This is a genomic window from Novosphingobium aureum (assembly GCF_015865035.1).
Taxonomy (GTDB): Bacteria; Pseudomonadota; Alphaproteobacteria; order Sphingomonadales; family Sphingomonadaceae; genus Novosphingobium; species Novosphingobium aureum.
The window spans coordinates 142,018-166,823 of record NZ_JADZGI010000004.1; the positions used below are offsets into that span (position 1 = coordinate 142,018).

21 protein-coding genes are annotated in these 24,806 nt (G+C 66.0%); 9 read left to right on the forward strand and 12 right to left on the reverse strand.

The window, feature by feature from the left end; translation table 11 throughout:
• Positions 1–95: 95 nt before the first annotated feature.
• Positions 96–2,771, reverse strand: coding sequence for an aconitate hydratase AcnA (gene acnA / locus I5E68_RS17720; RefSeq protein ID WP_197166630.1), 2,676 nt, complete (start codon positions 2,769–2,771; stop codon positions 96–98).
• Positions 2,772–2,916: 145 nt separating this feature from the next.
• On the reverse strand, positions 2,917–3,789 hold the full coding sequence (locus I5E68_RS17725) for a DMT family transporter (RefSeq protein WP_197166632.1): 873 nt from the start codon (positions 3,787–3,789) through the stop codon (positions 2,917–2,919).
• Between the two features lie 258 nt (positions 3,790–4,047).
• On the opposite strand from I5E68_RS17725, the gene I5E68_RS17730 reads away from it, so the two are divergent.
• Together I5E68_RS17730 and I5E68_RS17735 are read left to right on the forward strand one after the other, a co-directional pair.
• On the forward strand, positions 4,048–5,526 hold the full coding sequence (locus I5E68_RS17730; RefSeq protein WP_197166635.1) for a L,D-transpeptidase family protein: 1,479 nt from the start codon (positions 4,048–4,050) through the stop codon (positions 5,524–5,526).
• 83 nt (positions 5,527–5,609) lie between these two features.
• Positions 5,610–6,281: a DUF2726 domain-containing protein gene (locus tag I5E68_RS17735; RefSeq protein WP_197166637.1), complete on the forward strand. Its 672-nt coding sequence runs from the start codon at positions 5,610–5,612 to the stop codon at positions 6,279–6,281.
• 53 nt (positions 6,282–6,334) lie between these two features.
• Here the strand turns inward: I5E68_RS17735 and recQ are convergent, their stop codons facing one another.
• A complete protein-coding gene (gene recQ / locus I5E68_RS17740) occupies positions 6,335–8,146 on the reverse strand; it encodes a DNA helicase RecQ (RefSeq protein WP_370463792.1) in 1,812 nt (603 codons plus the stop codon).
• Positions 8,147–8,417: 271 nt separating this feature from the next.
• Between recQ and I5E68_RS17745 the strand changes: the two genes are divergently transcribed.
• Both I5E68_RS17745 and I5E68_RS17750 read left to right on the forward strand, forming a co-directional pair.
• On the forward strand, positions 8,418–8,573 hold the full coding sequence (locus I5E68_RS17745) for a hypothetical protein (RefSeq protein ID WP_197166649.1): 156 nt from the start codon (positions 8,418–8,420) through the stop codon (positions 8,571–8,573).
• Positions 8,574–8,844: 271 nt separating this feature from the next.
• Positions 8,845–9,117, forward strand: a complete 273-nt coding sequence (locus I5E68_RS17750) for a hypothetical protein (protein WP_197166650.1) — start codon at positions 8,845–8,847, stop codon at positions 9,115–9,117.
• Positions 9,118–9,194: 77 nt separating this feature from the next.
• On the opposite strand, the gene metH is transcribed toward I5E68_RS17750, so the two are convergent.
• The 5 genes from metH to I5E68_RS17775 form a co-directional block, all read right to left on the reverse strand.
• The gene (metH, locus tag I5E68_RS17755) at positions 9,195–11,822 is read right to left on the reverse strand and encodes a methionine synthase (protein ID WP_197166653.1); all 2,628 of its coding nucleotides are present in this window, start codon (positions 11,820–11,822) and stop codon (positions 9,195–9,197) included.
• 13 nt (positions 11,823–11,835) lie between these two features.
• Positions 11,836–12,372, reverse strand: coding sequence for a GNAT family N-acetyltransferase (locus tag I5E68_RS17760; protein ID WP_197166655.1), 537 nt, complete (start codon positions 12,370–12,372; stop codon positions 11,836–11,838).
• An 11-nt stretch (positions 12,373–12,383) separates the two neighbouring features.
• Entirely contained in the window at positions 12,384–13,430 is a 1,047-nt protein-coding gene (locus tag I5E68_RS17765) for a homocysteine S-methyltransferase family protein (protein ID WP_197166662.1), read from the reverse strand.
• On the reverse strand, positions 13,430–14,311 hold the full coding sequence (gene metF, locus I5E68_RS17770; protein ID WP_197166887.1) for a methylenetetrahydrofolate reductase [NAD(P)H]: 882 nt from the start codon (positions 14,309–14,311) through the stop codon (positions 13,430–13,432). The genes I5E68_RS17765 and metF overlap by 1 nt, the downstream gene beginning before the upstream one ends.
• A 126-nt stretch (positions 14,312–14,437) precedes the next feature.
• On the reverse strand, positions 14,438–15,439 hold the full coding sequence (locus tag I5E68_RS17775; protein WP_197166665.1) for an ArsR/SmtB family transcription factor: 1,002 nt from the start codon (positions 15,437–15,439) through the stop codon (positions 14,438–14,440).
• Between the two features lie 168 nt (positions 15,440–15,607).
• Between I5E68_RS17775 and I5E68_RS17780 the strand changes: the two genes are divergently transcribed.
• From I5E68_RS17780 to I5E68_RS17795, 3 genes are all read left to right on the forward strand, one after another.
• Positions 15,608–15,778: a hypothetical protein gene (locus tag I5E68_RS17780; protein ID WP_197166666.1), complete on the forward strand. Its 171-nt coding sequence runs from the start codon at positions 15,608–15,610 to the stop codon at positions 15,776–15,778.
• 283 nt (positions 15,779–16,061) lie between these two features.
• Positions 16,062–17,834, forward strand: coding sequence for an NAD+ synthase (locus tag I5E68_RS17785; protein WP_228727318.1), 1,773 nt, complete (start codon positions 16,062–16,064; stop codon positions 17,832–17,834).
• A gap of 65 nt (positions 17,835–17,899) precedes the next feature.
• Positions 17,900–18,853, forward strand: coding sequence for a glutathione S-transferase family protein (locus I5E68_RS17795; protein ID WP_197166667.1), 954 nt, complete (start codon positions 17,900–17,902; stop codon positions 18,851–18,853).
• 56 nt (positions 18,854–18,909) lie between these two features.
• Here the strand turns inward: I5E68_RS17795 and mqo are convergent, their stop codons facing one another.
• Positions 18,910–20,601 (reverse strand): malate dehydrogenase (quinone), encoded by a 1,692-nt coding sequence (gene mqo, locus I5E68_RS17800; RefSeq protein WP_197166668.1) that lies wholly within the window; start codon positions 20,599–20,601, stop codon positions 18,910–18,912.
• Positions 20,602–20,605: 4 nt separating this feature from the next.
• Positions 20,606–20,755, reverse strand: coding sequence for a hypothetical protein (locus tag I5E68_RS17805; protein ID WP_197166669.1), 150 nt, complete (start codon positions 20,753–20,755; stop codon positions 20,606–20,608).
• 230 nt (positions 20,756–20,985) lie between these two features.
• Between I5E68_RS17805 and gltX the strand changes: the two genes are divergently transcribed.
• Together gltX and I5E68_RS17815 are read left to right on the forward strand one after the other, a co-directional pair.
• The gene (gltX, locus tag I5E68_RS17810) at positions 20,986–22,317 is read left to right on the forward strand and encodes a glutamate--tRNA ligase (protein ID WP_197166671.1); all 1,332 of its coding nucleotides are present in this window, start codon (positions 20,986–20,988) and stop codon (positions 22,315–22,317) included.
• 86 nt (positions 22,318–22,403) lie between these two features.
• Positions 22,404–22,586 (forward strand): hypothetical protein, encoded by a 183-nt coding sequence (locus tag I5E68_RS17815; RefSeq protein ID WP_197166673.1) that lies wholly within the window; start codon positions 22,404–22,406, stop codon positions 22,584–22,586.
• A gap of 51 nt (positions 22,587–22,637) precedes the next feature.
• On the opposite strand, the gene I5E68_RS17820 is transcribed toward I5E68_RS17815, so the two are convergent.
• Positions 22,638–23,420, reverse strand: coding sequence for a 3-hydroxybutyrate dehydrogenase (locus tag I5E68_RS17820; protein ID WP_197166675.1), 783 nt, complete (start codon positions 23,418–23,420; stop codon positions 22,638–22,640).
• A gap of 71 nt (positions 23,421–23,491) precedes the next feature.
• Positions 23,492–24,673 (reverse strand): patatin-like phospholipase family protein, encoded by a 1,182-nt coding sequence (locus tag I5E68_RS17825; RefSeq protein WP_197166677.1) that lies wholly within the window; start codon positions 24,671–24,673, stop codon positions 23,492–23,494.
• Positions 24,674–24,806 lie beyond the last annotated feature (133 nt).

Consider the following 24,806-nt stretch of genomic DNA (forward strand, 5'->3'; position numbering starts at 1 on the left):
GCCCTTTCCCTGCTGTCCCCAAACGCGGAAGACCCCGCCCGGCACGGGGCCGGACGGGGTCTTCGTGATGCCTTTCGGCGTCGCTGGTAAAGCGATCAGCCTGCGGCGAGCTTGCGCAGCACGTACTGCAGGATGCCGCCGTTCATGAAGTACTCGACCTCGTTGGCGGTATCGATGCGGCACAGCGCGGTGAAGGTGAAGGTCGAGCCGTCCTTGCGGGTGACTTCGACTTCCACGTCCTGGCTCGGCTTGAGCTCGGCAACGCCCTTGATGGTGAAGGCGTCGTCACCGGTCAGGCCCAGCGTCTCGCGGGTCTGGCCGTCCTTGAACTGCAGCGGCAGCACGCCCATGCCGACCAGGTTCGAGCGGTGGATGCGCTCGAAGCTCTCGACGATGACGGCGCGAACGCCGAGCAGGTTGGTGCCCTTGGCCGCCCAGTCACGCGAGGAACCGGTGCCGTATTCCTTGCCCGCGACGACGACCAGCTGCGTGCCGTCGGCAGCGTGCTTCATGGCGGCGTCGTAGACCGGCATGGTCTCGCCCTTGTAGGACGAGAAGCCGCCCTCGGTGCCCGGGACCATCTCGTTCTTGATGCGGATATTGGCGAAGGTGCCGCGCATCATGACTTCGTGGTGGCCACGGCGCGAGCCGTAGGAGTTGAAGTCGGCCTTGGCGACCTGGTGCTCCATCAGCCACTGGCCCGCGGGGCTGTCGGCCTTGATCGAACCGGCCGGCGAGATGTGGTCGGTGGTGACCGAGTCGCCGAGGATCAGGAGCGGCTTGGCCTCGACGATGTCCGAAACCGGCGCCGGGGTCATGTCCATGCCCTCGAAGTAGGGCGGGTTGGCGACGTAGGTCGAACCGGCGCGCCACTTGTAGGTGTCCGAACCGACAACGTCGATCTTCTGCCAGTGCTCGTCGCCCTTGTAGACGTCGGCGTAGCGGGCCTGGAACATCGAACGGTCGACACATGCGTTCATGGTCGAGTTCACTTCCTCGTTGGTCGGCCAGATGTCCTTGAGGAACACGTCCTGGCCATCCTTGCCCTTGCCGATCGGGGTCGTGGTGAAATCTTCGACCACGGTGCCCTTCAGGGCGTAGGCAACCACCAGCGGCGGCGAGGCGAGAAAGTTGGCGCGCACGTCGGGCGAGACGCGGCCCTCGAAGTTGCGGTTGCCCGAGATCACGGCGCTGGCGACGAGGCCGTTGTCGTTGATCGCCTTGCTGATCGGCTCAGCGAGCGGACCCGAGTTGCCGATGCAGGTGGTGCAGCCGTAGCCCACGAGGTTGAAGCCGATGTTGTCGAGGTGCGACTGCAGGCCGGCCTTCTCGAGGTAGTCGGTGACGACCTGCGAGCCGGGAGCGAGCGAGGTCTTGACCCAGGGCTTGGGCTTGAGGCCCAGCTCGTCGGCCTTCTTGGCGACGAGACCGGCGGCAACCAGCACGCTCGGGTTCGAGGTGTTGGTGCACGAGGTGATTGCCGCGATCATGACGTCGCCGTCGGTGATCGAGAAGTCCTTGCCCTCGACCGGAACCGACTTGGGCTCCTGCTTGTAGAGCTCGGCCATGTCCTTGTTGAAGACGTCGTCGACCTCGGTGAGGATGACCTTGTCCTGCGGACGCTTGGGGCCGGCGAGCGAGGGCACGACGGTCGAGAGGTCGAGCTCGAGGCTGGACGAGAACACCGGCTCGGGGGCCGAGGGGTCCATCCAGAAGCCCTGCTCCTTGGCATAGGCTTCGACCAGTTCGACCTGGCCTTCGTCGCGGCCGGTGAGGCGCAGGTACTCGAGGGTCTTGTCGTCGATGCCGAAGAAGCCGCAGGTCGCGCCGTATTCGGGAGCCATGTTGGCGAGCGTCGCGCGGTCGGCCAGCGACAGCGTGGCGAGGCCGGGGCCGAAGTACTCGACGAACTTGCCGACCACGCCGTGCTTGCGCAGCATGTTGGTGCAGGTCAGCACGAGGTCGGTGGCGGTCACGCCTTCCTGCAGCTCGCCGGTGAACTTGAAGCCGACGACTTCGGGGATGAGCATCGAGACGGGCTGGCCGAGCATCGCGGCTTCAGCCTCGATGCCGCCGACGCCCCAGCCCAGCACGCCCAGGCCGTTGACCATGGTGGTGTGGCTGTCGGTGCCGACGCAGGTGTCGGGATAGGCGACGAGGTTGCCGTCCTGGTCCTCGCTTGTCCAGACGGTCTGGGCGATGTTCTCGAGGTTGACCTGGTGGCAGATGCCGGTGCCCGGGGGCACGGCGTAGAAGTTGTCGAGCGACTTGGAGCCCCACTTGAGGAAGTCGTAGCGCTCCATGTTGCGCTCGTACTCGATCTCCATGTTCTGCTCGAAGGCCTTGGGATGGCCGAACTCGTCAACCATGACCGAGTGGTCGATCACGAGGTTCACGGGAACCTGCGGGTTGATCTTCGAGGTGTCGCCGCCAAGCGCGGCGATGCCGTCGCGCATGGCGGCAAGGTCGACGACGCAGGGCACGCCGGTGAAGTCCTGGAGCAGCACGCGCGCGGGGCGGTACTGGATCTCCGAGCCCGTGACCGGGTTCTTCTGCCAGTCGGCAACAGCCTGGACATCGTCGGTCGAGACGGTGAAGCCGCCGTCCTCGAAGCGAAGCATGTTCTCGAGCAGTACCTTCATCGAGAAGGGCAGGCGCGAGACGTCGCCGATCTTCTCGGCGGCTTTCTTGAACGAGTAGTAGGTGACGGTCTTGCCACCGGCGGTCATGGTGCTGCGTGTTGCGAGCGTATCCTGTCCGACCTGGGTCATGTGGGCGTTCTTCCCTTCCTGTGTTGTCTGTCGCTCGTGGCAGTCTTGTCGGACAAATCAGGCCCGGCTGTGCTGCGTTGCGACAAACGGATTCGACGGCACCGCCGATGCGCGCTCAATGGCTTCAGGTCAAGGGGCTGGGCCATTATACCATCGTCGGTGGGCTCGTCGGCAGGCGCTCTTCGCGCGTGGCGATCCAGCAGCCGGCAACGATCAGCACGGCTCCGGCCATGGTCGCAAACGTGACCCGTTCGTCAAAGAATATCCAGCCAAGCAGGGCCGCCCACAGGAAGCCGGTATACTCGACCGGGACGAGCACCTGTGTTTCGGCGCGCGCATAGCCCCAGGCGAGCAGCACCAGTGCGCAGGTCGCGAGGCAGGCGGCGAGCGCGATCACTGCCAGGTCGAGCGCGGTGGGCCTGACGAAGACGAGTGCCGCGGGGGCGGCGAGGAACAGGCTTGCGAACAGGCTCTGGAACAGGGCGACCTCGGCTGGTCTGGCGAGAAGTGCCTGTTGGCGCTGGAGAACGAGATTGATCGCGTAGAATACCGCAGATGCGAGCACGGCCAGCGTACCCTTGAGCGCCTCGCCGGAAAGGTCCATCTCGCCCATGCGCGCGGCAGTGATGACGACCACCCCAACGATGCCGAACAGCGAGCCTGCAATCGCGCGCGGGCGGATGCGTTCCTTCAGCAGCAGGGCGGCGAAATAGAGCGCGATGATCGGCGAGATGAACGAGATCGCGATGGCCTCTGCGATCGGCAGGCGCACGAGGCCGTAGAAGAACAGTGCTGCCATCACCACGGTGATCGCGGAGCGCAGGGCATGCACACGCAGCGCCGCGCGCGACGGGCGTGCACGGCCGATCGCAAGCCACAGCGGCAGCGAGACGAACGTGCCCAGCAGATTGCGCAGGAACAGCGCCGTCAGCACGCCGACCGCGATCGAGGCGCCCTTCATCGCTGCGTCCATCGCGCTGAAAGTAGCGATGCCGCCGATCACGGCCAGGATCGGCATGGCGTGGCCCGGCTGGCTTTGGCCGGCAGGTTTTGCGCAAGGATGCTCGTTCGATGTCATTCGGGATGAGGCTGTCGACCAAGCTGCGGTGCGGCGCAAGCGAATCATTGTGCCCGATTTGCCACGTCAATTCAGGATAGCGACAGGACTAATCCTTGAAGGTTTCTTCACAAAGGCGCACATCGGACGCCTCGACTGCGCCTTGCCCGGCGCGCGGCGGGGCTTCCTCAGAAAGAGACGGGCGGGTTTCGAGACATCATGGTTGATTGCAAGCGGTTGGGCTCTGGCCTCGTCACGGTATTCATGGCGCTGGGCCTGACGGCGCAGCCGGTGCTGGCACAGCAAGCCGGGACCGCGCAGAAGGGCGGGGCGCGCGAGCCGCAAAACATCCTGCCCCCGGGCGCCACGCCGAACCCGGTCCCGGTGACGGCGCCTACCCCGGTACCGGGCGCGCAGCCTCGCGAGACGCCGACCCAGCCCGCAAAGACGCCGGCAAGTCCAGCATCTGGCGGCGATGGCGCTCAAGTCGTTTCCGAGCCCGTGGTGCAGGAACTGTTCCTCGCCGAACCGGTCATGCCCTGGTCGATCGAGGACGCGCGCAGCCTGCTCTCGACGATAGAGTACATCGGCAAGGAAGGGCTGATCCCGGCCGACTACAAGCCTGCCGCGCTCAAGGCCGCGATCGCGCAGGGCGAGAGCGACGCGCTCGACGAACTGGCGAGCCGATCCTTCGGCTGGCTGATCGAGGACCTTCGTGACGGGCGCACGCCGATGCCCGACCGCGTGCAGTGGTTCGCGGTCGATCCCGACCGTGACGACATGCCCACCGCGCAGATCATGGCCAAGGCGCTCGCCGCCCACGACATTGCGGGCGTCGTCGACCAGCTGGCGCCGACTTATCCCGACTATGCCGCCCTGCGCGACGAACTCGCCGCGACGCCGCCCAAGGACAAGGCGCGCCGCGCGCTGATCCAGGCCAATATGGACCGCTGGCGCTGGTTCAAGCGCGACATGGGCGAGGTCTACCTGCTCACCAACGTGCCTGAATTCCAGCTGCGCCTGGTGGTCAAGAACCGCATCGTGCGCACCTACAAGACGGTCGTGGGCAAGCCCGGGCGTACTGCCACGCCGCAGCTCGCCGAGACGGTCAGCGCGGTCGTGTTCAACCCGACCTGGACGGTGCCCCAGTCGATCGTCAAGGGCGAGGGGCTGGGCCAGAAGGTGCTCAACAACCCCAGCTGGGCGCGCAATGCTGGCTACAAGGCGACCAAGGACGCCAACGGCAACATCTGGGTGGTGCAACAGCCCGGGCCCAACAACTCGCTGGGCGAGATGAAGATCGACATGCCCAACGAGCACGCGATCTACCTTCACGACACCCCGGCCAAGCAGTACTTCGACCACGAGGTGCGCGCCTACAGCCACGGCTGCATCCGCACCGAGCGCGCGGTCGAGCTGGGCATGACGATGGCGATCCTGGGCGCCAAGATGTCGGGCGAGGAAGCCGCCGAGATCGCTCGCTCGGGCAAGTACACCAAGGTCGACATGGAGCGCACGTTCCCGGTCTACCTCGCCTACTTCACCATCGCGCGCGACATCGACGGAACGCTCAAGACGTTCAACGACATCTACGGGCGCGACAAGCCGGTGATCGACAGCTTCGCGCAGCCGCGCCAGCTCAAGACCAACCAGCGCAAGAGCGAGGAAGAAGTGATCAAGCTGGACAACCCGCTCTAGGGAGCGGGTTGGCGGCGAACGGTTGGTGGCAGGGCTTTGCCGGATTCCGAATTTGCTAAGGAACGAGCGGTAACAAGGGCGGCATGCCTCAGGAACTCCTCGCTCTTATCGACAAGCCCTGGCTGCTGATCGCCGTTCTCGCCGCGGGCGCCGTGCTGGGCATGGGGATCGAGCGCAGTGTCGAGACATCGCGGCGTGCCGAACGACGGGCCTATTGGCAAAAGCGCAAGGCACGTACGAAGCAGATAGCGACGCGCGGCAATGTCCTCGCTTTCAAGCGCCGTGCCGGGCAGACGGACACGAAAGGGCGCGAGGACGTTGCAGCCGACCAGCTCAGGGCGGTCATGAGTGCCCGATTTACGGCCTGTGCGTTGCTCAACGCGCCCGAGCGTCGTTTGCTCGGGGTTCTGGAGAACTGCCTTGCCGAGCAGGCGCCGGGCTGGCGTTGCATGGCGCAGGTCAATCTCGGCGAAATCCTGAGATCTGCGGACAAGGACGCCTATTTCGCGATCAATTCGAAGCGGGTCGATCTGCTGATCGTGGATGGCGAATACAAGCCTCTCCACGCCGTCGAGTTTCAGGGAACGGGCCATCACCTCGGAGCCGAAACCGCAGCGCGCGATGCAACGAAACGCGAGGCGCTGCGCAGGGCCGGGATCGGCTACGTCGAGGTTGCAAGCGGCGATACCCCGGCCGACGTCCGTGCAATCGTCACCAAGCTGGTGCGGCAGGCTGGCGAGACCGCGAGCGCTTGAGGCACAGAACTTCTACGCATTGAGCACTGGTAGCCCAGCGCCACGCACTTGCGTCAGAACTGGCCGATGACGTGCAGGAATTCCTCGCCATAGGCATCGAGCTTGCGCGCGCCGACACCGGTGATCGAGCCGAGCTGCGCGAGCGAGCCGGGCTTCTGCGCGGCCATCTCGCGCAAGGTGGCATCGTGGAAGATGACGTAGGGCGGCACGCCCTGATCCTTGGCGAGGTCGCGGCGTAGCTCGCGCAAGGCGTCGAACAGCGGATCGCCGACGGGGTTGGGCGTCTGATCCCCGCCGCCACGGCTGCGGCGAGAGCGTTCCTGCCTGGGCGGGCGGACCATCATCACGCTCGCCTCGCCTTTCAGGATGTCGCGCGAGTCGCCGCCGAGCGCGAGGCCGCCGTGTTCGGTCGGCACGAGGCTGCCGCGTGCCTGCAGCGCGCGCGCGAGCGCCTTCAAAAGCGGCTTTTCCTCTTCGCGCAGGATGCCGAAGACCGAAAGCTGGTCGTGCCCGCGCTGGAGCACGCGGTCGTCGGTGACCCCGCAAAGCACCTTCTCGAGATGGCCCACGCCATAACTCTGGCCGGTTCGATAGACCGCCGAGAGGAGCTTTTGTGCCATCGTCGTCGCATCGATCACGTCGACCGGTTCAAGGCAGGTATCGCAGTTGCCGCACCTGGCGGGCGGCGTCTCGCCAAAGTGGCGCAGCAGCACGGCGCGGCGGCAATCGGCGGTCTCGACGAGCCCGGCGAGCGAATCGAGGCGCTGGCGCTCGCTCTGCTGGCGGCTCTCGTCGAGCTCGGAGAGACGCAGGCGTGCGCGGGCAAAATCGTCCGCGCCCCAGAACATGACCGCGACCGAAGGATCGCCGTCGCGGCCCGCGCGCCCGGTTTCCTGATAATAGCCCTCGATTGACTTGGGGATGCCGGCATGCGCGACGAAGCGCACGTCAGGCTTGTCGATGCCCATGCCGAAAGCAACCGTGGCGACCATGACCATGTCCTCGCTCCCGACGAAGGCGGACTGGTTGCGCGCGCGCACTTCCGGGGCGAGCCCGGCATGGTACGGCAGGACCGGGCGTCCGGTCGACTTGCCCAGCGTCTCGGCGAGCTGTTCGACCTTGGCGCGGGTGGGGGCGTAGATGATGCCCGGGCCGGGGTTGTCGTCGATCACGCCCTTGAGCTGGCGGGCGATCGAATCGCGCGGGCGGATGGCGTAGCGGATGTTGGGCCGGTCGAAGCCGGCAACGATCAGCCCGTCCTCGCCGATGCCGAGCTGGGCGAGGATGTCTTGGCGGGTATGATGATCGGCGGTCGCGGTGAGCGCGAGGCGAGGAACTTGCGGGAAGGCGTCGAGCAGCGGGCGCAGCAGGCGGTAGTCGGGCCTGAAGTCGTGGCCCCATTCCGAGACGCAGTGCGCCTCGTCGATCGCGAAGAGCGCGATGCGGGTGCTGGCGAGCAACTCGCGGAACTGCGGCTGGCTGGCGCGTTCGGGGGCGATGTAGAGCAGGTCCAGTTGCCCTGCGCGGAAGGCGTCGAGCGTTTCGCGCCAGTCGGCGTCGGCACTGGTCAGCGTGGCCGCGCGGATGCCGTTGGCGCGCGCCGAGCGCAGCTGGTCGTGCATCAGCGCGATCAGCGGCGAGACGACCACGCAGGTCCCCTCGAGCAGCACTGCGGGAAGCTGGTAGGTCAGCGACTTGCCCGCGCCGGTGGGCATCACCGCGAGCGTGGAACGCCCTTCGAGGACCCGGTCGACGACCTGGTCCTGAACCCCGCGCAGCGACGAGAAACCGAAGACCTCGTGCAGCGCCTGCGCAACCTGCTGCGCGCTTGGCGGCGGGGCCGGCGTGTTGTCGACGGGCGGCAGGGCGTGCTCGTCCCAGCGCTCGTCCCAGCTGTCGTCGTCGCCGTAGAAAGTCGTCTCGAGGGGCCAGTCTTCGTTCACGGCCACGGCTTATGGCAGAGCGGGCGCGGCACCGAAACCGGGCAGGGCGCGCTTTCCTCCGAAATCGCACTTTTTCGGCGCTGCAGGCACCCCGGCGAGGGCGACGAGACGAGGCTGCGGCGCGGCATCCGGGCACTTTTCCGGCTCACGCGAGTTCTACTTACGATGACTCGTGAAATTGGAGTGTTCGACCATGTCAGCCTATCATTATCACAGCAGCCGCCCCCATGAATCGGTCCTGCCGCGCCGTCCGCTCGATCCGAGCCAGCGCTATCAGGCCTATGGTCCGATCCAGCCGATGGACCGCCAGCAGGGGCTTTTCGCCCGCCTGTTCGACTGGCTGGGCTAAACAAGCTGGCCATTGCCGGCATCGTGCCGCGGCTTGGCGCCGAGCTGCGGCATTCGGTTCCTGATTTCTCAGCCCCGCTCGTGTCTCGCGTGACGAGGACAAGCTCCAGTCTGCTGCAGATCGTCGAGCAGGCTCAAGGTTCGTTGAGCCTTTCCCCGTTCTAGGGATTTCCATCTAGCAACCTCTTCACTGAGCCTTCTCGGGCATGCTGCCAAATGGCCTTGCAATCGATTGAATAACTCAGTCGAGCAAAACGAGGGAAGGATGCCAGGTGGCCAGCTTGTTGGAGAATACGCACGTCGCGAGCGCCGGTCGGCGCGAGGCATGGCTCGATCAGGTCGAGTTCGTCGAAGTTGCTCGAGTGCTCAAGCATCTGGCGCGCGACCTCGGGCAGGACAGCGACGCTGCGATCAACGCGCTGGCACACCGTGGCCTGGACGCCGCGCTGGCTCACCTTGCAGATGTCAGCGGATCGAGCGTTGCCGCAGCCTTCCTCGAACACCGGGCGCGCTGGCGAGAAGCCGCGCTCGCCCCGGTCCATTGATCCGCGCATGACGCGAAAAGGGCGCGAGGCGGTCAGTCCGCCTCGCGCCCTTTTCGTCTGGCGTCAGCCTGCGCCGATCAGTCGAGGTTGGGACGCAGCCAGCGCTCGGCGGTCTTGAGATCGACCTTGCAGCGCGCGGCATAGTCCTCGAGCTGGTCGCGCCCGATCCGGGCCACGCCGAAGTACTGGCTCTCAGGGTGCGCGAAGTAGAAGCCCGAGACCGCCGCGGTGGGAAGCATGGCCTGGCTTTCGGTCAGCGTGATCCCGGCATTGTCCTGCGCGCGCAGCAGGTCGAAGAGGACCGGCTTGAGCGAGTGGTCGGGGCAGGCGGGATAGCCCGGCGCGGGGCGGATGCCGCGGTATTCCTCGCGAATCAGTGCTTCGTTGGTGAACTGCTCGTCCGGAGCGTAGCCCCACAAGGTGGTGCGAACGTGGCTGTGCAGGCGTTCGGCGAAGGCCTCGGCGAAACGGTCCGCCAGCGCCTTGAGCAGGATGTCGGAATAATCGTCGTGCGCGGCCTGGAAGCGTTCGAGGTGCGGCTCGATGCCGTGGATGCCCACCGCGAAGCCGCCGAGCCAGTCGCCCGCCGGGTCGACGAAGTCGGAGAGGCAGAAGTTGGCGCGGCCGCGGCTCTTCTTGAACTGCTGGCGAAGCATCGGCAGGCGGGTGCCGTCGGCGAGCAGGATGTCGTCGCCGTCTTGGTGGCATTCCCAGAACGAGCACACGCCCTTCGCGGTCAGCCACTTCTCCTCGATGATCTGCGCGAGCATCTTCTTCGCATCTTCGAAGAGACCGCGCGCGCTCTCGCCCACGACCTCGTCCTCGAGGATCGCGGGGTAGGTGCCCGCCAGCTCCCAGGTGCGGAAGAAGGGCGTCCAGTCGATCGTCTCGGCAAGGTCGGCCAGGTCCCAGTCCTCGAAGACGTGGAGACCGGGCTGCACCGGGGCTGGCGCCTTGTCCGCCCAGTCGGGCTTGTAGGCATTGGCGCGAGCCTCGGCGAGCGGGAGCAGGTCGGACTTGCCCTTGCCCTCGCGCGCCTCGCGCACCTTCTCGTAGTCGACCGCGACCGAGGCCTTGTACCCTTCGGCCTGGGTATCGGAGAGCAGCTGCGAGGCAACGCCGACCGCGCGGCTGGCGTCGAGAACGTGGATCACCGGGCCAGTATAGGCCGGGTCGATGCGCAGCGCGGTATGGACCTTCGACGTGGTCGCCCCGCCGATTAGCAGCGGGATCGACATGTCGGCGCGCTGCATCTCCTCGGCGACGGTCACCATCTCGTCGAGCGAGGGGGTAATCAGCCCCGAGAGGCCGATGATGTCGACGCCCTCTTCCTTCGCGGTGTCGAGGATCTTCGACCAGGGCACCATGACGCCCAGGTCAATCACCTCGTAGCCGTTGCACTGGAGCACGACGCCCACGATGTTCTTGCCGATGTCGTGGACGTCGCCCTTGACGGTGGCCATGATGATCCGGCCCTTGGCCTTGGAATTGGCGTCCTTCTCGGCCTCGATGAAGGGGATCAGGTGCGCGACCGCCTTCTTCATCACGCGTGCGGACTTCACCACCTGCGGCAGGAACATCTTGCCCGAACCGAACAGGTCGCCGACCACGTTCATGCCGTCCATCAGCGGGCCCTCGATCACCTCGATCGGGCGTCCGCCGGCCTCGAAGATCGCCTGGCGCGCTTCCTCGGTGTCCTCGACGATATGGGCGTCGATGCCCTTGACCAGCGCGTGCTCGATGCGCTTGACCGGCTCCCAGCCGCGCCATTCGGCGGCAGCCTTCTCCTGCGCCTTGTCCTTGCCCTTGAAGCTCTCGGCAAGCTCGATCAGCCGCTCGGTCGCGGTCTGCTCGCCGCCCGCCTTGGGCGTGCGCATCAGGATCACGTCCTCGCAGGCCTCGCGCAGCACGGGGTCGATCTGGTCGTAGACGTCGAGCTGCCCCGCATTCACGATCGACATGTCGAGCCCGGCGGGGATCGCGTAGTAGAGGAAGACCGAGTGCATCGCGCGGCGCACCGTCTCGTTGCCGCGGAAGCTGAACGAGAGGTTCGACAGGCCACCCGAGAAATGGACGTGCGGGCAGGCCGCCTTGATCTCGGCGACCGCCTCGATGAAGTCGAGCCCGTAGCGGTCGTGGTCCTCGATGCCGGTCGCGACCGCGAACACGTTAGGGTCGAAGATGATGTCCTCGGGCGGAAAGCCGATGCCGGTGAGCAGGCCGTAGGCGCGCTTGCAGATATCGACCTTGCGCTGCTTGGTGTCGGCCTGGCCGGTCTCGTCGAAGGCCATGACGACCACGGCTGCGCCATAGGCCATGCACTTTCGTGCATGCTCGAGGAACTGCCCCTCGCCTTCTTTCATCGAGATCGAGTTGACGATGGGCTTGCCCGAGACGCACTTGAGGCCCGCCTCGATGACCTCCCATTTCGAGCTGTCGATCATGATCGGCACGCGCGCGATGTCGGGTTCGGCGGCGATCAGGTTGAGGAAGGTGGTCATCGCCTCGACCGCGTCGAGGAGGCCTTCGTCCATGTTGATGTCGATTACCTGCGCGCCGTTCTCGACCTGCTGGCGGGCAACCTCGATGGCGGCGGGATAGTCACCCGCCATGATCAGCTTCTTGAACCTGGCCGAGCCGGTGACATTGGTGCGTTCGCCGATGTTGACGAAGCGGGCGCCGGAGGCTTGCGGGGTCTCGGTCATGTCTGGTCTCGTATCAGTGGTTCGCGCCGGCGAGCGTGCGGGCGAGGACGAAATCGTCGTATGCGCAGCCGCCGACGTCGAAGCGGCGCGAGCCGATCGTCTCGAAGCGGTGCTTGGCGTAGAAGGAAAGCGCGCGGTGGTTGTCGTCCTTGACCCCCAGCAGCAGTCGCTCGTGGCCCTCGCAGGCCTCGAGCACGTGGCGCATCAGCACGCCCGAGATCACCGTGCCCTGAAAGCGCGAGAGCACGTAGATGCGCTTGAGCTCGATGTCGCCGGGCTGCGCCTGCTCGAGCTCGGGCTCGCAGATGAGCGCGTAGCCGACAGGCGCATGGCCGGGCTCGACCTCGGCCAGCCATGCCTTCGCGCCCCTAGCGAGGTAGTCGCGGTAAGTCAGCGCGGCGTGAGCCTTGAGGCAATGCGCGACGAGGCCCTTGCCCTCGATCACGCCGGCGAAGCTCTCGAGGAAGGTCGCCGAGCCGATCACCGCGAGCGCTTCGGCATCGTCGGGGGTGGCGGGGCGGATGCGCCAGATGGGGGTGGAATTGTCCATGGCGGGCAGCCTCAGGCGACCATCGTGAAGGGTTCGAGCCCGGCGAGGCGGGTCACCGGGGTAAGCTCGGGCGCCTTGCGCGGGGGCAGGCCCGCGACCGCCTTCGCGATTGCGGCGATGTGCGCGGGCGTCGAGCCGCAGCAGCCGCCCAGCACGTTGACCTGTCCGCTCTCGGCCCATTCACGCACGAAGCCTGCTGTCGTGTCGGGCATCTCGTCGTATGCGCCAAGCTCGTTGGGCAGCCCTGCGTTGGGATAGATCATGATCAGCGTATCGGCGATCTCGGAGAGTGACTTGACGTGCGGGCGCAGCTGGGTCGCGCCGAACGAGCAGTTGAGCCCGATGGTCAGCGGCTTCGCATGACGCACGGCGTGCCAGAACGCCTCGACCGTATGGCCCGAGAGGTTGCGGCCCGAAAGATCGGTCAGCGTCATCGAGAGCATGATCGGCACTTCGCGCCCCAATTCGGCCTCGAGTTGCTTGACCGCCATGATCCCCGCCTTGGCGTTGAGCGTGTCGAACACGGTCTCGATCAGGATGAAGTCGGCGCCGCCTTCGACGAGGGCCGCGGCCTGCTCCTTGTAGACGTCGACGAGCGTGTCCCAGTCGATCTCGCGGTAGCCCGGGTCGTTGACGTCGGGGCTGAGCGAGAGCGTCTTGTTGGTCGGCCCGATGGCACCGGCAACGAAGCGCGGGCGACCGTCTCTGGCGGTGAATTCGTCGGCGACGCGGCGCGCAAGGCCTGCCGAGGCGACATTGATCTCGCGCACGAGACCCTCGGCACCGTAGTCGGCCTGGCTGATGCGGTTGGCCGAGAAGGTGTTGGTCTCGGCGATATCGGCGCCGGCCTCGAAGTAGGCGCGGTGGATCGATTCGGGGACTTCCGGCTTGGTCAGCGCGAGGATGTCGTTGTTGCCCTTCTGGTCATGACCCAGCGCGAGCGTGCCCGCGTAGTCCGCCTCGGACAGCTTGAAGTTCTGGATCTCGGTGCCGAAGGCTCCGTCGGTGACGAGGATGCGCTTGGCCGCTTCGGCCAGGAAGGTTTCGCGAGCCGACATCATGCGGTCTCCTTGGGACGCAGGCCGAGCAGCTGGCAGATCGCGTAAGTCTGCTCTGCACGGTTGAGGGTGTAGAAGTGGAAGTCGCGCACGCCGCCGTCGTAGAGGCGTTTGCACAGGTCTGCGGCAGCCACTGCGGCGACCAGTGCGCGCGGGCCGGGGCGTTCGTCAAGGCCGGCGAACATCGATTCGAGCCAGCTCGGGATTTCGGTGTTGCCCGACATGCGCCGGATCGCGTTGAAGTTGGTCACCGGCATGATCCCGGGCAGGATCGGCGTGGTGATCCCGGCGGCGAGTACCTTGTCGAGAAAGCGGAAGTAGGCGCCTGCGGAAAAGAAGAACTGCGTGATCGCGCGGGTCGCGCCCGCATCGATCTTGCGCTTGAGGTTGTCGAGGTCGGCATCGGCGCTAAGCGCCTCGGGATGGACCTCGGGATAGGCCGCGACCGAGATGTCGAAATCGTGGCGCGCCTTGAGGCCTGCGACGAGGTCGGCGGCGCTGGCATAGCCCTCAGGGTGCGGCTCGAACTTTCCGCCAGAGGCCGGCGGCGGATCGCCGCGCAGGGCGACGATGTGGCGCACGCCCGCCTCCCAGTACTGGTCCGCGATCTCGTCGATTTCGCCCTTGCTCGCGCCCACGCAGGTGAGGTGCGCGGCGGGCACGAGGTCGGTCTCGGTGACGAGGCGCGAGACGGTCGCATGGGTGCGCTCGCGCGTCGAGCCGCCGGCGCCGTAAGTGACCGAGACGAACGCAGGATCGAGCGGGGCGAGCTGGGTGATCGCGTCCCACAGCTGCGTTTCCATCTTCTCGCTCTTGGGCGGGAAGAATTCGAAGGAGACCGAGATGTCGCCGCCGATCGTGCCGAACAGCGGGGCGTCCATGCTGTCTGCATCGGCGCGCGCGGCTTGGGTGAGGGCGGCGTCCTGGCGGGTCGGGGCGGTCATTGGCTTGCGGTCTTTCGCTTGGGTGTCGTCGTTCGGTCCTGCTCGCTCGCGAGCGGGGCCGGTTCAGCTCTCGGCCGGGCTCGGCATCGCCTTCGGGCGAGGCGCAGTGGCGCATTGTCGGCGTGCGGTCCAGATTTTTACGGTGAGGCGCTCGCCGGGCAGCGTCGTGGGCGGTTCGGGGTCGAAGCCGCTCTGGCGCAGCAGCGTGTCCATCTGTGCGTCTGCGAAACCGAGACGCGCATGGGCGTGCCGCTCGCGCAGTTCCTCGCGTTCGTGCGCGGCGAGATCGACGATGGCGATGCGCCCGCCCGCGCGCGTGACGCGAGCGGCTTCCGTCAGTACCGGCGCGGGATCCTGCGCGAAGTGGAGGACCTGGTGGAAGAGCACCGTATCGAACTGCGCTTCGGTGAAGGGCAGCTGCGTAAAGTCGCCGCGCACGAGATCGACCTTGCCTGCAGGCAGCTCCTGAAGCCGTGCGCGCGCGATCTGGAGCATCTCGGGGTTGCGGTCGAGTGCAGTTACCGAGTCGCACTGCTTGGCGAGCAGCTGTACCATGCGGCCGGTGCCGGTGCCCACGTCGAGCAGGGCACCAAGGTGCCCGTCGCCGCGCTCGAGTGCCTCGATCAGCGCGCGCTCGACCGGCTCGTCTGCGCCGTGAAGCTGGCGCAGCGTGTCCCATTCGGGGGCGTGGCGGGCGAAGTAGGCTTGGGCATTGGCCTCACGGGTTGCACGAATTGCGGCGAGCTGGCGTCGGTCCTCGCTGCACCTCGTGCGAAACCCGGGGTCGTCGCGTTCGGCCAGCGCGAGCAGGCGGGCTGCCGCCGCACCCATCTCGGGTTGTGATTCTTCTGCAATGGCGATGCGCAGGAAGACCCAGCTGCCTTCCTTGCGGCGCTCTGCAAGGCCGGCATCGCACAGGATGCGGATATGGCGCGAGACGCGTGGCTGGCTCTGCCCGAGCACCTGCGCGAGCTCTCCGACCGACAGCTCCATATGGGCCAGCAGGCGCATGATGCGCAGGCGCGTCGGCTCCGAAAGGGCCCTGAGAAGGGGGTCGATCAACATGCGAGAGCATATAAAGATATCTTTATATGTGCGCAACCCCAAGGAATTCAGCGGATTCGCTATCCACTACTTCCTATTTGCGTTGCACCATTGTCTCGTTTAAAGAGTCGCTCCGCAGGCTAGCCTGCAAGCGTTGGCCTATGGGCCAAACAATGCAAGGGGATTCGCATGAAGAAGATTGCTTTCGCCGCGTTCGCGTCGGCTGCCGCTCTGGCTCTCGCTGCTTGCGGTGAGACGCCGGCTCCTGAAGCCACCGAGTCGGTTGAAACCGTTCCCGGTGACATGATGACCGGTGACGCCACGGATGCTCCGACCGAGGCTGCGACCGAGGCGATGTAATCCGGCTCGGGGGGTCTGGCAGTTTCGGCTGCCAGCCCCCCGCGGCTTTCCCTGCCCGGCATGGGGGCTCGTGCCCTGAACAGTGTCGTTGCGGTTGATCCGGGTCTGCGTTGCCTGGATCTCTGGTTCCCTTACGAGGGTGCGCCTCGCGCGATATCGCGATGCAGCAAGAGACGCATTTCACTGACGATAACCCCGGGTCTTGCCCGCGTTGTACCCTTGCCCCTTGAAGGCAGGGGTTTTTTGTTTGCGCGCTCCTGCGCAGACGGGCACACCATGACGTATGGCCGACAAGCTCAGGATCACGCTGGCCCAGCTCAACCAGCGCGTGGGGGACATTCCCGGCAATGCGCAAGCCGTGCTGCAGGCGCGAAAGGCGGCTGGCCCGGCCGACCTCGTCGTATTTCCCGAACTTCACCTGATCGGTTACCCGCCCGAGGATCTGGTGCTCAACCCCGCGCTGGTCGAGAAGGCCGCCGCGCACCTGCAGATGCTTGCCGAAGCCAGCGCTGCACCGGGGCCGGCGATGCTGGTCGGGGCGCCCTTCGTGCTTGACGGCGCGCTGCACAATGGCGTGGCTCTGCTTGACCAGGGGCGCATCGCGGCGGTCCGCCTCAAGCACGAGCTGCCCAATTACGGCACTTTCGACGAGAAGCGCCTGTTCCAGCCCGGTCCGCTGCCCGAGCCGGTCGTACTGCGCGGGACCATGCCGGGTGTCCCGATCTGTGAGGATATCTGGCAGCCCGACGTGTGCCGTCACCTCGCCGACTTTGGCGCCGAGATGTTCATCTGCATCAACGGCAGTCCCTACGAGGCGGACAAGGATACCTTGCGTATCGAGAACGTGGCCAAGCGCCGTGCGATCGATACCGGATTGCCACTGGCCTATCTCAACCGCGTCGGCGGGCAGGACGAACTCGTCTTCGACGGGGCCAGTTTCGTGGTCAATGGCGATGGGGCCCTTGCTGTCCAGGCGTGCGACTGGGAGGAACAGGTCGTGTCCACGAACTGGACTCGCACGGCGCAGGGCTGGCGCTGCGACCGCGGCGAACTGGCCGAACTGGCGAGCGACCAGGAGGCCCGCTATTGCGCGATTGTCCTCGCCTTGCGCGATCACGTGGAGCGTAGCGGTTTTACCGGCGTGGTGCTGGGGCTGAACGGGGGGATCGACTCGGCGCTGTGCGCAGCGCTTGCTGTCGATGCGCTCGGTGCAGCGCGGGTCTGGGGGGTGGCTATGCCCTCGCGCTTCACGCCTGCGGTCGTTTGCGAGCGTGCGCTGGCCTGCGCGCGCATGCTCGGCATCCGCTACACACAGATGCCGATCGGCGACAGCGTCGATGCGATCGAGGCGATGCTCGGCGAGGCCTTCGAGGGAACCGCCCGCGACCTTGCCGAAGAGAACTTGCGCGCGCGGCTGCGCGGTACGGCGCTGATGGCCTTGTCGAACAAGTTTGGGCCGATGATTCTGAGCTGCGCGAACAAGAGCGCGCTCAGCCTCGGCACGGCGACCCTCTACGGTGACCTGGCAGGGGGCTTTGCCCCGCTCAAGGATGTCTACCGCACGCAGGTCCTCGAACTTGCCCGCTGGCGCAACCGCCATGTCCCGCGCATCGGCAGTGGTGCGGCGGCCCGGGTCATTCCCGAGGCTGTGCTCGCGGCGGCCTGCGAGGCACCCGAGATGGCGATGTCGACAGGGGGCGGGGCGACGCAGACGGCTCTGTCTGTTTTTGGCGATGCGCCGCAGGGCGCAAGGGGCATTGGCCGGGCTGGCAACGGGAGAGGCAGCGGCGGGCAAGGCGCGGTCGTGGGTGCGGGCGAGGCCATGCCTGGTTACGATATCCTCGATACGATTCTGTGCGAGATGGTCGAACATGACCGCAGTGCCGAGCAACTCGTTGCCGAGGGCTTCGCGCGTGCAACCGTCAGCCAGATCGAGGACCTGCTGCATGCAACCGAGTTCAAGCGCCGCCAGGCCCCGCCGGGCGTGAAGCTCTCGGCAAGAAATTTCGGGCGTGACCGGCGCTATCCGCTCACCCATGCGTTCAGGACGGTGTAGGCCGGGCAGGCGCCAGCAGGGCGCTCAGGGCCTGGCGCGGACCGAACCGAACGGAGAAATGACGCATGGGCATGCTCGTCGATGGGCAATGGCACGATGTCTGGTACGATACCGATAAGACTGGCGGACGCTTCGAGCGCAAGCAATCGGCCTTCCGCGAGGCGCTGAGTACGGACGGCAGTTCCGGGTTCGAGGCCGAGGCCGGTCGCTATCACCTCTATGTCAGCCTTGCCTGTCCCTGGGCGCATCGCACACTGATCATGCGCCGCCTCAAGGGGCTGGAGTCGATGATCCCGAGCTCCGTGGTGCACTGGCACATGGGCGAGAACGGCTGGACCTTCGCGCAAGGCCCCGGCGTCGTTGCGGACCCGATCCATCATGCGCGCTTTCTTCACGAGGTCTATACCGCGGCCGACGCCGACTACACCGGGCGCGTCACAGTGCCGGTGCTGTGGGACAAGCAGCGCGCGACCATCGTCAATAACGAATCCGCCGAGATCATGCGGATGTTCAACCATGCATTCGACGCGATCGGGGCTTTGCCGGGCGACTACTGTCCCGCGCATCTGCTGGACGAGATCGACGCGGTCAACGCGCGGGTCTACGACACTGTCAACAACGGCGTCTACAAGGCCGGTTTCGCAACCACGCAGGCCGCCTACGAGGAAGCGCTGGTGCCGCTGTTCGAGACGCTCGACTGGCTTGATACCCGGCTCGAGCACAGCCGTTTCCTCATCGGTGACAGCCTGACCGAGGCCGATATCCGCCTGTTCACGACGCTGGTGCGCTTCGATGCGGTCTATCACGGGCACTTCAAGTGCAACCTGCGGCGCATCGTCGATTATCCGCAGCTCTCGGGTTACCTGCGCGACGTCTATCAGGTGCCGGGCATCGCCGGGACGGTCGACTTCCAGCACATCAAGAACCACTACTACGGCAGTCACGAGACCATCAATCCCACCGGCATCGTGCCGATGGGGCCGCTGCTCGATCTCGAGGCGCCCTCGGGCAGGGCATGAAAAAGGGGCGGCCGGACCATGCGTCCGACCGCCCCTTCTGACTCTCTAGAGCCAGATCAGAGCGCCTGCATTTCGTTGTTCAGGTTGCCGCTCTTGGCTGCAGGTGCGTTGTCGTTGGCGGGCTGCGTCGCTGTCCCTGCGCCAAGGTCCTCGGGGACCTCGATGTAGGGCAGCTTGAGCGCGGTGCTGGTCATCTTGCGGATGCGGTTGGTCAGCGCCGGATCGTCGGCCAGCTTGCGCTCGCCGGCCGGATAGATCGCGTCGATCCGCGCCTTCCACTTTCCGGCGACCTGCGCGGGGAACGCCTTCTTCATCACGTTGAGCATGATCGCAGGCGAAGTCGATGCGCCCGGCGATGCGCCCATCAGAGCCGCGATCGTGCCGTCCTTGTCGGCGACGATTTCGGTGCCGAACTGCAGGATCGAGCCCTTCACCGGATCGCGCTTGATGATCTGGACGCGCTGTCCTGCGGTGATCAGCTTCCAGTCCGAGCGCTTGGCATTGGGGAAGTAGCGCTGGAGCTGGGCCTGACGGTCGGCGTCGCCGAGCGAAGCCTGCTCTGCAAGGTACCCGACGAGGTCGATGTTGTCCGCGCCGACCTTGACCATCGGACCCACATTGTTGTCGTAGACCGAAGAGAACAGGTCCCACCACGAGCCATGCTTGAGGAACTTGGTGCTCTGCAGCGCGAAGGGGCCGAAGAGGACCACCGGCTTGCCGTCGATCTTGCGGGCATCGAGGTGCGGCACCGACATCGGCGGAGAGCCCTCGTCGGCCATGCCATAGGCCTTGACCTGATGGCGACCGGCGATGGCGGGTGCGTCCATGGCGAGGAACTGGCCGCCGACAGGGAAGCCGGCATAATCCTTCGCCTCGGGAATGCCCGATAGCTGCAGCAGCTTGAGCGCCGCGCCGCCCGCGCCGATGAACACGAACTTCGACTTGATCGTGTGGTCCGCGCCCTTCTTCAGATCGTGGACGGTCACGTTCCAGGTCTTGTCGGCGTTCTGGTGAAGCCCGCGCACCTCGTGCGAGAGTTCGAGGTGGAAATTGGGGTTGGCGGTGAGCGATTTTGCAAGACCGCGGGTGATCACGCCGTAGTCGACGTCGGTGCCCAGCGGCATGTAGGTCGCGGCGATCTTGTCGCCGGGCGCGCGCCCTTCCATCATGATCGGCGCCCACTTCGCGATCTGCGCGGCATCGGTCGAGTACTGCATGCCGTAGAACAGCGGGTTTTGAGTCAGGGTCTGCTGGCGGCGACGCAGGAAGTCGGCACGCTCGTCGCCGAAGACGAAGGCCATGTGCGCGGTGGGATTGATGAACTTGCCCGGCTCGGGGAGGCGCTTCGCCTTGACCTCGTGGGCCCAGAACTGGCGCGAGACCTCGAACTGCTCGGCGGTCCTGACCGCCTTGTCGATGTTGATCGTGCCGTCGGGATTTTCCGGGGTGTAGTTGAGCTCGGCGAAGCCGGAGTGGCCGGTGCCGGCGTTGTTCCACCCGTTCGAGCTTTCCTCGGCGACCTGATCCATGCGTTCGTAGAGGTGCACGTTCCAGTCGGGCTCCATCTCCTGCAGGTAGGTGGCGAGCGTCACGCTCATGATGCCGCCGCCGATGAGCACGACGTCGACCGGCTCCTCGTTCTCGGCCTCGGGATGACCGCCCCAGCTGACCGGACGGAAAAGGAACAGCAAGCCGGCCACGGCGGCGACGCCGACAATCGCGGCGATGATTTTCAGGACTCTCTTCATGGCGTCACCCGCATTTCGTCACGGGGAGGGGGCGTTTGTCGGTCATGTCGCTTCTTCCTGTCTCGGCTGTCGCTTCCTGCGCCGGGCGCACCTGCTCCGCCGGGCAGGGGAGTGCGGCGGGCACGGCGAGCGTATGCGCGATGGCCTGTTTCATGCGCGCGGTATCCGGCTATTGCCGGTGCGGGTCAAACGAGGAGCAACACTGTAGAAAATGCAGTAATTCAGCGAGTTTGACCTAGGCGTTTGGGTCTCAATGGGCCAATTGTGGCACATCTGCTCAGGGGGTGGTGCAGAATTTGACACATGGCACTCTTGGGGCCCTTCACAGCGGCCTCACACAGCAAGGCTTTGACCTCGTGCGCGGCGCGGCCTAATCCGCGCGGCATGACGATCACCACGCGCTTCGCTCCCTCGCCCACCGGGCTGCTCCATGTCGGCAACATCCGCATGGCCTTGCACAACTGGCTGCTGGCGAAGTCGGCGGGCGGGCGTTTTGTGCTGCGTATCGACGACACCGACGCGGCCCGTTCGCGCGAGGATTACGTCGAGGCGATCCGCGCCGATCTGGCATGGCTCGGCCTGCAGCCCGACGGCGAGGAGCGCCAGTCGCAGCGCGGAGACCTCTACGAGGCGCGCTTCGAGGCGCTGCGCGCGGCGGGGCGCATCTACCCGTGCTGGGAAACGCCGCAGGAACTCGAACTCAAGCGCAAGATCCTGCTCGGGCGCGGGCTGCCGCCGATCTACGACCGCGGTGCGCTGGCGCTGTCGGAAGACGAGAAGGCGGCGAAGCTGGCGGCAGGCGAGCAGCCGCACTGGCGCTTCCTGCTCGACCGCGACGAGGCGATCGGCTGGGAGGACGGCATTCGCGGGGCCCAGTCTTTCGATCCGGCGCTGATGTCTGATCCGGTCGTACGCCGCGCCGATGGCTCGTGGCTCTACATGCTCCCCTCGGTGATCGACGATATCGAGATGGGCGTGACCGACATCCTGCGCGGCGAGGACCACGTCTCGAACACCGCGACGCAAGTGCAGATGTTCACCGCGCTCGGCGCACCCGTGCCGCGCTTCGCGCACGAGGCGCTGCTGGTAGGCAGCGAGGGCAAGCTGTCCAAGCGGCTAGGCTCGCTGGGTGTCGGCGAAATGCGCGAGGCGGGCATTGAGCCGCGCGCGCTGGTGGCCTTGCTGGGGCGTCTGGGTACGTCCGATCCGGTCGACCCCGCGCTTAATGCCGACGCGCTGGCCAAGGCTTTCGATCTCGCGCGCTTCGGTCGTGCGCCCGCGCGCTTCGACGAGGCCGAACTGGCGCGCGTCAACGCCGCTGTCGTCCACGCGCTGTCCTTCGAGGCAGTGGCTGCGCGTTTGCCCGAAGGCATGGACGCGACCGCCTGGGACGCCGTGCGGCCCAACCTCGCCCACGTCCACGAGGCAGCTGACTGGTGGCAGGTGATCAAGGGGCCGGTTGAAACCCCTGTGCTCGATCCCGAGGACCGTGCCTACATCGCCAGCGCTGCCGCGATCGCAGCCGGGCTTGCCTGGGATGCCGGCGTCTGGAAGGCGCTGACCGGTGCGCTCAAGGAAGAGAGCGGGCGCAAGGGCAAGGCGCTGTTCCTGCCGCTGCGCCTTGCGCTCACCGGCATGGCCCATGGCCCCGATATGGGGGCACTGCTTCCGCTGATCGCACAAGGCGAGGCGCTCGCCCGGTTGAGAGGGGTTTGACCCGGGTCAAGGCGGGGCGAGGGTACGCCTCCTAGACCTTGTCCTGTCAGGACAGCAGGACGGACCCGATGCAATTTGCAGTGTTGATGATAATGCACGCCCTCGCGTGGAGCGTGCTCATGGGCGTGGGCATTGTCGCGCTGATGGTTGCCGGCATCGTCAATGGGCTGGCGATCGCGCTCGCCGCGCTGGCGGGGTTCGTGCTCGCCATGCCGGTAACATGGCTCGTCACCCGCCAGATCATGCACAAGCCGGCCGTCAGAAGTTGAGACCGTCCCCGCCCGTGTTTCGTGCGGGCAGGGGCGGTCGCTTCGAGGCGCTTATTCCATCACCCAGCCATGGCTCGCGAGCAGCGACTGGCCGGTGAGCGCATTGGTCTCGAAGGCGGCGAAGAACAGCGCGACTTCGGCAATGTCCTCGACCGTGGTGAATTCGGTGTCGACGGTGTTGCCGAGCATCACCTTGCTCACGACTTCGTCCTCGGAGATGCCCAGTTCCTTGGCCTGCTCGGGGATCTGCTTCTCGACCAGCGGGGTGCGCACGAAGCCCGGGCAGATCACGTTCGAGCGCACGCCCTTGGGCCCTGCTTCCTTGGCGATCACGCGGTTGAGGCCTAGCAGGCCGTGCTTGGCAGTGACGTAGGCGCTCTTGAGCTTGCTCGCTTCCTTCGAGTGGACCGAGCCCATGAAGATGATCGAGCCCGAACCCTGCTTGTACATGTGCGGGATCACGGCCTTGGAGGTCAGGAAGGCACCGTCGAGGTGGATCGCGAGCATCTTCTTCCAGTCGTCGAACTTGAACTGCTCGATCGGGTTGACGATCTGGATGCCGGCATTGGAGACGAGCACGTCGACCGTACCCCACTTGTCGACGACGGCCTTCACGCCCGCCTCGACCTGCTCCTCGCTGGTCACGTCCATCACGACGGCCATCGCCTCGGTGCCGTAAGTCTGGGTGATCTCGTCGGCGGCCTTCTGCGCGGCATCCTCGTTGAGGTCGGCGATGGCGACCTTGCCGCCTTCGGAGGCGTACTTGCGTGCGATCGCGTGGCCGATCCCGCTGGCAGCGCCGGTGACGATGCAAACCTTGTCCTTGAGCTTCATCTCGGTCTCTCTCTCCTTTGCACCCCGCCCAAGGGTGTTATGTGCAAGGCACTGTTTCCCCTGCGTGGCTTTCAGCCAACTTTGCCGCGTTCGCGCTCGCAGGCAAGGTCGAAGGTGATGATCTCGTCAGGTGCGAGCTTGCGCCCGGTCCAGTCGGGATGGTCGAGCGAGAACAGCGCATCGGCCTTGCCCGCGCCCCAGTGCTCGTCGACGGTCATGCGCGAGAACTCGTAGTCCTTGGAATTGGTCTCGTACCCACGCGGACGGTTGATGAGGTGCATCACCGCGACCGGGCCCTCGGGCTGGCACGAGAGCAGCTCTGCGAGATCGGGGTCCGCGTGCAGGTCCTCGGGCAGTTTGTCGGCGAGGCGGCGCGCGGCGGCACGCAAGTGCTGGAGCCTGCGCGACATGTCGGTGCCAAGGCGGGTGCGGCTGGAAAAACGGATGTCCTTCTCGCGCTGGGCGATGTCGGCCATCGTGCGCGGTACTTCCCCGCGCGAGGAGAACAGGTCGATCTGGAACACGTCCATCCCTGCCTGCGAGCGGTTGTCTAGCACGTATTGCAGCGGCGTGTTGGAGACGAGCCCGCCGTCCCAGTACCATTCGCCGTCGATCTCGATGGGCGGGAAGCCGGGCGGCAGTGCGCCGCTCGCCATGATGTGTTCGGGGCCGATCTTGCGCTCGAAGTTGTCGAAGTAGACGAAGTTGCCGCTCATCACGTTGACGGCGCCGACGCTGAGGCGCGTCTCGCCGCGGTTGATCCGCTCGAAATCCACCAGTTCGAGCAACGTGTCGCGCAAGGGGGCGGTGTCGTAGAAGCTGAGCTGGCCGAACTCGGCAGGCCATTCGGTCAGCGGTGGCGGGAAGCGCGGCGTATAGAAACCGGGAATGCCAAGCGTCGCGGCGTAGAGCGCGGATACCTCGTTGAAGGTGCGCCGGGCGAAGCCGATCGGCTCGTCGAGCTTGTAGAGCAATTCGGAAGACGCGCGCGACCAGAACTTGTGCAGCGTCGAGACCCGCTTGCCGACCGGGTTTCCGGCGATGATCGCGGCATTGATCGCGCCAATCGAGATGCCGCTGACCCAGTCGGGCCGCATGTTGTGGGTGGCGAGCGCCTCGTAGACCCCGGCCTGGTACGCACCGAGTGCCCCGCCGCCCTGAAGGACGAGCACGGTACGCGTATCGCTGCGCTCGGGCGGGCCCTCGCGGCGCGCGGTTTCGGGGATGGCGAGCCTTGGGTCGTGGCTGTTCATGGCAGCTCCCTCAACACGGTGCACGGACATGACGATGCATGTTGCGATGCAGCATGTGGGGTCTGCCGGTCGCTATTTCAACGTAGCGACCGGCTTGCCATGGATTTTTTGGAGCCCGGCTGCCGGAGCTGCG

Excerpts from the sequence above, each read along its gene's own strand:
- I5E68_RS17745 (WP_197166649.1), top strand. The coding sequence starts at position 8,418 with ATGTCAGCCTATCATTATCACAGCAGCCGCCCCCATGAATCGGTCCTG.
- I5E68_RS17780 (WP_197166666.1), top strand. The coding sequence starts at position 15,608 with ATGAAGAAGATTGCTTTCGCCGCGTTCGCGTCGGCTGCCGCTCTGGCT.
- I5E68_RS17805 (WP_197166669.1), bottom strand. The coding sequence starts at position 20,755 with ATGAAACAGGCCATCGCGCATACGCTCGCCGTGCCCGCCGCACTCCCC.
- I5E68_RS17825 (WP_197166677.1), bottom strand. The coding sequence starts at position 24,673 with ATGAACAGCCACGACCCAAGGCTCGCCATCCCCGAAACCGCGCGCCGC.
- acnA (WP_197166630.1), bottom strand. The coding sequence starts at position 2,771 with ATGACCCAGGTCGGACAGGATACGCTCGCAACACGCAGCACCATGACC.
- metH (WP_197166653.1), bottom strand. The coding sequence starts at position 11,822 with ATGACCGAGACCCCGCAAGCCTCCGGCGCCCGCTTCGTCAACATCGGC.
- I5E68_RS17785 (WP_228727318.1), top strand. The coding sequence starts at position 16,062 with ATGGCCGACAAGCTCAGGATCACGCTGGCCCAGCTCAACCAGCGCGTG.
- I5E68_RS17735 (WP_197166637.1), top strand. The coding sequence starts at position 5,610 with ATGCCTCAGGAACTCCTCGCTCTTATCGACAAGCCCTGGCTGCTGATC.
- metF (WP_197166887.1), bottom strand. The coding sequence starts at position 14,311 with ATGGACGCCCCGCTGTTCGGCACGATCGGCGGCGACATCTCGGTCTCC.
- I5E68_RS17765 (WP_197166662.1), bottom strand. The coding sequence starts at position 13,430 with ATGTCGGCTCGCGAAACCTTCCTGGCCGAAGCGGCCAAGCGCATCCTC.
- mqo (WP_197166668.1), bottom strand. The coding sequence starts at position 20,601 with ATGAAGAGAGTCCTGAAAATCATCGCCGCGATTGTCGGCGTCGCCGCC.
- I5E68_RS17760 (WP_197166655.1), bottom strand. The coding sequence starts at position 12,372 with ATGGACAATTCCACCCCCATCTGGCGCATCCGCCCCGCCACCCCCGAC.
- I5E68_RS17820 (WP_197166675.1), bottom strand. The coding sequence starts at position 23,420 with ATGAAGCTCAAGGACAAGGTTTGCATCGTCACCGGCGCTGCCAGCGGG.
- I5E68_RS17730 (WP_197166635.1), top strand. The coding sequence starts at position 4,048 with ATGGTTGATTGCAAGCGGTTGGGCTCTGGCCTCGTCACGGTATTCATG.
- I5E68_RS17725 (WP_197166632.1), bottom strand. The coding sequence starts at position 3,789 with ATGCCGATCCTGGCCGTGATCGGCGGCATCGCTACTTTCAGCGCGATG.
- I5E68_RS17795 (WP_197166667.1), top strand. The coding sequence starts at position 17,900 with ATGGGCATGCTCGTCGATGGGCAATGGCACGATGTCTGGTACGATACC.
- I5E68_RS17775 (WP_197166665.1), bottom strand. The coding sequence starts at position 15,439 with ATGTTGATCGACCCCCTTCTCAGGGCCCTTTCGGAGCCGACGCGCCTG.
- I5E68_RS17815 (WP_197166673.1), top strand. The coding sequence starts at position 22,404 with ATGATAATGCACGCCCTCGCGTGGAGCGTGCTCATGGGCGTGGGCATT.
- gltX (WP_197166671.1), top strand. The coding sequence starts at position 20,986 with ATGACGATCACCACGCGCTTCGCTCCCTCGCCCACCGGGCTGCTCCAT.